We start from the raw sequence: 4,649 nt of genomic DNA, 5'->3' as shown, positions 1-4,649 counted from the left end.
GATGCCACATGATAGGCAAGCTAAAGAAGGGCAGCTCATTTGCTGGTTGCATCCGCTATGTTACAGGCAAGGACGAGGCGAAAATCCTTGCCTCTGATGGTGTGTTACTCGGCACGAATGCCGAGATGACGCAAAGTTTCGAGCTACAAAGGCAACTAAATCCAAGGATTAAGAAGCCTGTGGGGCACATAGCTTTGAGCTTCAAGCCCGAGGACAAGCCACGTTTGACGGATGAATTCATGGCTAAGATAGCCTTTGAATACATGCAGATGATGGGGATAAAAGATACTCAATTCATCATCGTAAGGCATCACAACACCGACAATCCACATTGTCATATCGTGTATAACCGCATCAACAATGAGGGCAAACTCATATCAGACGCCCACGATTACAGGCGTAATGAGCAAGTGACCAAGGCTCTAAAATCCAAGTATGGATTGACTTACGGAACGGACAAGAGCAAAACTAACACTCGCAAATTACGCAATGCGGAGCGTGCCAAATATGAGATTCACAATGCAGTCAAAGATGCCTTAAAAGTTGCAGATAGCTGGCAGAAGTTCAAGAAAGAACTTGCAAAACGAGGTGTTCACTTAGAGTTTGTCTATAATGACAAGGAGCGAACCAAGGTACAAGGCATCCGATTCTGCAAGGATGGATATAGCTTCAAAGGTACGCAGATTAGCCGAGGCTATAGCTTTGGCAAGCTGAATGCGAGATTTGAGGGAACGGAGAACCTTTTATCAGCAAGAGCCAGCTCTGCTCAGCAATATGAGCAGGGCTGTCGCAAGAATGAGCAGGTGCCATCCATATCGGAGAGCAGCCAGGACCCTTGGAACGGTATTTCTTCCATTGGACTTTTTGCTCCAGCCAATGCTCAGACCTTTGAGCCATTCCCAGAGGATGAATCAGTCAAGAAGAAAAAGAAGAAACGCAGAAGAGGCTTTAGCCTTTGATGCAAGTTACAAACCATTCAAACAACATAAGAAAGATGAAAGAAGAAATGTTAGAAGCCATCTACGGCACAGTTGAGAGATTGGAGCAGAAAGTCGATGAACTTTCTGCTTCACCAAAGTACGCAGGAGCGGAAACCGTTCCTGCAAGTAATGACACAACCAAGTTGGAGAAATCAATCATTGCTATGTTTGGCAAGGAAGAGGAAGTCAGAGGTAAAATATCCAAATTAAGAGATGCCATTGTTGTTTTTGTTGACCTTATCAAGGCTGAACTCGGCAAAAATGAGCAGCGAAGCAAGCTCTTGGTTGATGCTGTCAAGCAGATGAGACAAGAGAATGATGTTTCCTCGAAGGCATTGCAGGACAAACTTGAAGTGATGAACAATTCACCTCAGAAGAAACTTGTCACCCATCGCTTCGAGCCTACATCAAAGTATGTTCTTCTTTTCATTGGTGGCTTGGCTCTATCTCTTGTCATATCCATTTGGGGCAATCTAACCCAATGGCGAGAACGCCAAGATTGGGAGGAGGCAGATTTGAAGTATAGAGCTTTGAAGATGGTTCTGTCTGCTGATGACCCAAACTTCTTATATATAGAGAAGCACTTCTCTGCAAACAGAGACGAAAATATCATAGACTATGTCAAAAATCGTGTTGCAGCTTACGAAGATTCTGTTCTCAAATACAATGAAATGGTACGGATGGCTGCATACAAAGACAGTGTAGCTAATGAACTTCGCAGAGAGTCTAATAGCATAAAACGTACTATTAAAAATTACCAATAATTTTTATCCAATACCCCAATGAGATGGAATTTACATTCAAATCCATTTCATTGGGACATATAATTAAAACTGTTTATTTGTTTCTAATAACATATTCAAATTCATCAAAATTCTCATATCCTAATTCTATTAAGATTTGGCGACTGTGTTTCCTGTCATCTTCGGTGTTGAACTTGAGGATTATGGGGAGACGAAGGATGATCTTGTCTTTATGTTTGGCATGAGTGTTGAGCCAGATAAGGTTGTCGATAACTTGCCGGTTGGGCTTACCTGTGTAGGCTTGATAGATGGCAGGATTCATGTCCTTGATGTCGATGATAAAGGAGTCAATGTATGGGGTGACTTTCTCCAAGTGATGGCGAGGTACGTTTAGACTCGTCTCCATCGTAAAGTGCCATCCCTCTGGGCATAGTTCACAAAACTCCTTTATGAATGAACTCCACAGAAGCGGTTCACCTCCACCAAAACAAATGCCGCCTCCTGTAGCTAAGAAGTAGAGGTTGTCCATCTCCACGTTCGCCATCAGCAGTTCTGTATCCACCTCCTGCCATACGCCGTCAGCATCAAGGCATTGGGGATTGAGACAGTACTTGCAATGAAGAGGACAACCATGAAATGCTACGAGCGTAGTAACCCCCTCACCGTCAATTGTAAGGCGATGACGGTCGATACAGATAAGTGGAGCTGTATTCATCTTATTCAGGTCTGAAATTTACAGGAACAACATATTTCATTTTCACAGCTTTGCCATTTTGTTTTGCAGGATTCCATTTTGGCATACTTTTCACAACCCTGATGGCTTCCTTGTCAAGTTCAGGGATAATGCTTCTAATTACCTTTACATCACTCAGACTTCCGTCCTCGTTTACAATAAAGACAACATTAACTCTGCCCATAGCAGCACCTTCCCTACAAATTTCTGGATAGCGTAGATTATCCTTGATGTATTTCATCAATGCAGCCATACCACCTGGGAATGAAGGCATCTCCTCTACAACACCAAATATATTGCTGTTTTCTATGGAGTCTGTATCAACAGCTGATTGCATTAAAGCGGTATTGCCTTTTTTTGATTTCTTGGATGTGGTACCTTTCCTATCATTTGAAGTTCGCTCTTTTGTTATTTCCATTCGAGGATTGCTTGGAATCTCTCCTAATTTTCTATTTTCTTCTTCTGCATATTTAGCCTCATCACTAAACGAGATATCTCCTTCCAATTGTCTGTCTCCAGGTTTAGGCACTTCTTCTTTCACTATATTAAGTTCACTTTTAGTAGCATCCGAAGATATTCTTTGTACCTTTCCATCCGAACAAGCTGTCATAGCGACAAGTCCTGCTGCTATGCCTGCTACCTTAATGGCTTTTCCAGCCATTTGTCTGAGGTGCAGCTCATATTCCAAGTCTCTTACATCTTGCTCACATTTAGGGCAAGTTCCCATACATTCACCCTTATAATTACATTCTTCAGGTGAATAGTCTATCCCATTGGCATCCGCTATTTGCTTGCGGATTGCTTTGAGGGTATTGCATATGTTACGTCCTCTTGTTACCATTGCTTATTTTCTTTTATGCTTATGTCCTTTTTTTACAACAACTATTTCTCCAGTGAGTCCTCCACTTTCTGTCAAAGTGATAACATTGAGCTTTTCGAGGTTCATTTCAGAGAGTTTGATAATTCTGTCTTGCATACCAATGAACTTAATGGTGATGGTGTCTCCTTGCTCCACTTCAATGGTGAAGTTTCCGTCAATATCTGCTGCCGTTTTCTTTCCAGAAAGTTTAGCTGTGATGAAAGCTGTACAAATCGGTTCTTTTGTTTTTTCGTCAATGATATGCCCTTGGACAAAAAGTACTCCTTTCTTATTCAATGTTTCTCTTTCTTTTAGCAGGATGGAGTCTTTGGATGTATATTCCTGGAAGTGAATCGGAATAACTTTCTTTGGTAGTGGAGGGGTAGAGTTGTAATATCCTTTTTGTGTAGAGCACGACATAATAGATGTTGCAAGAGCTGTCATTTCCAATGCTACCCCTACGACCTTTATAGTCTTTCCTGCTTTCTTCCTAAGTCGCAATTCATGTTCCAAATTTTTCACATCTTTCTCACATTTTGGGCAAGTACCCTTACATTCACCATTGAAATGACATTCTTCGGGTGAATAGTCAATCCCATTTGCATCCGCTATCTGCTTGCGGATAGCTTTGAGAGTGTTGCAAATATAACGTCCTCTTGCCATAGTTTATTTTTTTTATGCTTATGTCCTTTTTTGATAACAACAATTTCACCCAGGAGTCCTCCACTTTCTGTCAAAGTGATGACATTGAGTTTTTCGAAATTCATTTCAGAGAGTTTGATGATTCTGTCTCGCATACCAATGAACTTTATGGTGATTGTATCTTTTGGCTCCACTTCAATTGTGAAGTTTCCATCAATGTCTGCTGCCGTTTTCTTTCTAGAAAGTTTAGCTGTGATGGAAACTTTAACATAAAGCCCTAAAGCACCCGAAAGCGAATAAGAGAATGAATTTTGAAGCGACCCTTTTAATATGAAGAAAACTTAAAAATGCTGAGCAGCTGCCCAAACTAACTCCACCTTTGTTACCTGCGGATAAGCTTCCTTATATTTATCTGTCAAATCCCAGAAGAAAAGCGAGCCTTCTTTTGGTTTCAAATAGAAATTCTCCAAAGTTCCGCCTTTACCATCTCCAACCTCGAAATAAAGTATACTGTGATCTTCATTATACGTAGTAGTATAATACCCATCCACCAACACCTTTCCACCAGCAAGGAACTGGATTCGGGATACTGTAAATACATCACCACGGCTCTTGAATTTAACAGCTTCATAAGGCTTACTTGCTATCGCATCCGATGCTATCACCAAAGAATCTTCCTTGGAAACACCCTC

At 41.3% G+C, this 4,649-nt stretch carries 6 protein-coding genes; 2 read left to right on the top strand and 4 right to left on the bottom strand.

Going from position 1 to position 4,649, the window contains the following annotated elements; all coding sequences use genetic code 11:
- Nucleotides 1-8 precede the first annotated feature (8 nt).
- Both NNC77_RS16030 and NNC77_RS16025 read left to right on the top strand, forming a co-directional pair.
- Complete coding sequence (locus NNC77_RS16030) at nucleotides 9-959, top strand: relaxase/mobilization nuclease domain-containing protein (protein WP_254971829.1); 951 nt, start codon at nucleotides 9-11, stop codon at nucleotides 957-959.
- A gap of 35 nt (nucleotides 960-994) precedes the next feature.
- Nucleotides 995-1,744: a hypothetical protein gene (locus tag NNC77_RS16025; RefSeq protein WP_254971824.1), complete on the top strand. Its 750-nt coding sequence runs from the start codon at nucleotides 995-997 to the stop codon at nucleotides 1,742-1,744.
- Nucleotides 1,745-1,817: 73 nt separating this feature from the next.
- On the opposite strand, the gene NNC77_RS16020 is transcribed toward NNC77_RS16025, so the two are convergent.
- The 4 genes from NNC77_RS16020 to NNC77_RS16005 all read right to left on the bottom strand — a co-directional run.
- Nucleotides 1,818-2,438, bottom strand: a complete 621-nt coding sequence (locus NNC77_RS16020) for a radical SAM protein (protein WP_254971825.1) — start codon at nucleotides 2,436-2,438, stop codon at nucleotides 1,818-1,820.
- 1 nt (nucleotide 2,439) lies between these two features.
- A complete protein-coding gene (locus tag NNC77_RS16015) occupies nucleotides 2,440-3,297 on the bottom strand; it encodes an energy transducer TonB (RefSeq protein WP_254971826.1) in 858 nt (285 codons plus the stop codon).
- Between the two features lie 3 nt (nucleotides 3,298-3,300).
- The gene (locus NNC77_RS16010) at nucleotides 3,301-3,978 is read right to left on the bottom strand and encodes a carboxypeptidase-like regulatory domain-containing protein (RefSeq protein ID WP_089545430.1); all 678 of its coding nucleotides are present in this window, start codon (nucleotides 3,976-3,978) and stop codon (nucleotides 3,301-3,303) included.
- A gap of 320 nt (nucleotides 3,979-4,298) precedes the next feature.
- The coding region (locus NNC77_RS16005) for a hypothetical protein (RefSeq protein ID WP_254971828.1) at nucleotides 4,299-4,649 on the bottom strand (351 nt) is incomplete at its 5' end.

It is taken from the genome of Segatella copri, assembly GCF_024330485.1.
Taxonomy (GTDB): Bacteria; Bacteroidota; Bacteroidia; order Bacteroidales; family Bacteroidaceae; genus Prevotella; species Prevotella copri_L.
Note: the sequence above shows the minus strand (reverse complement) of the source record. Positions and strands in the feature narration are given on the sequence as shown.

What these genes read in the sequence shown, in the direction of transcription:
- NNC77_RS16025 (WP_254971824.1), top strand. Translation starts at nt 995, where the DNA reads ATGAAAGAAGAAATGTTAGAAGCCATCTACGGCACAGTTGAGAGATTG.
- NNC77_RS16010 (WP_089545430.1), bottom strand. Translation starts at nt 3,978, where the DNA reads ATGGCAAGAGGACGTTATATTTGCAACACTCTCAAAGCTATCCGCAAG.
- NNC77_RS16030 (WP_254971829.1), top strand. Translation starts at nt 9, where the DNA reads ATGATAGGCAAGCTAAAGAAGGGCAGCTCATTTGCTGGTTGCATCCGC.
- NNC77_RS16015 (WP_254971826.1), bottom strand. Translation starts at nt 3,297, where the DNA reads ATGGTAACAAGAGGACGTAACATATGCAATACCCTCAAAGCAATCCGC.
- NNC77_RS16020 (WP_254971825.1), bottom strand. Translation starts at nt 2,438, where the DNA reads ATGAATACAGCTCCACTTATCTGTATCGACCGTCATCGCCTTACAATT.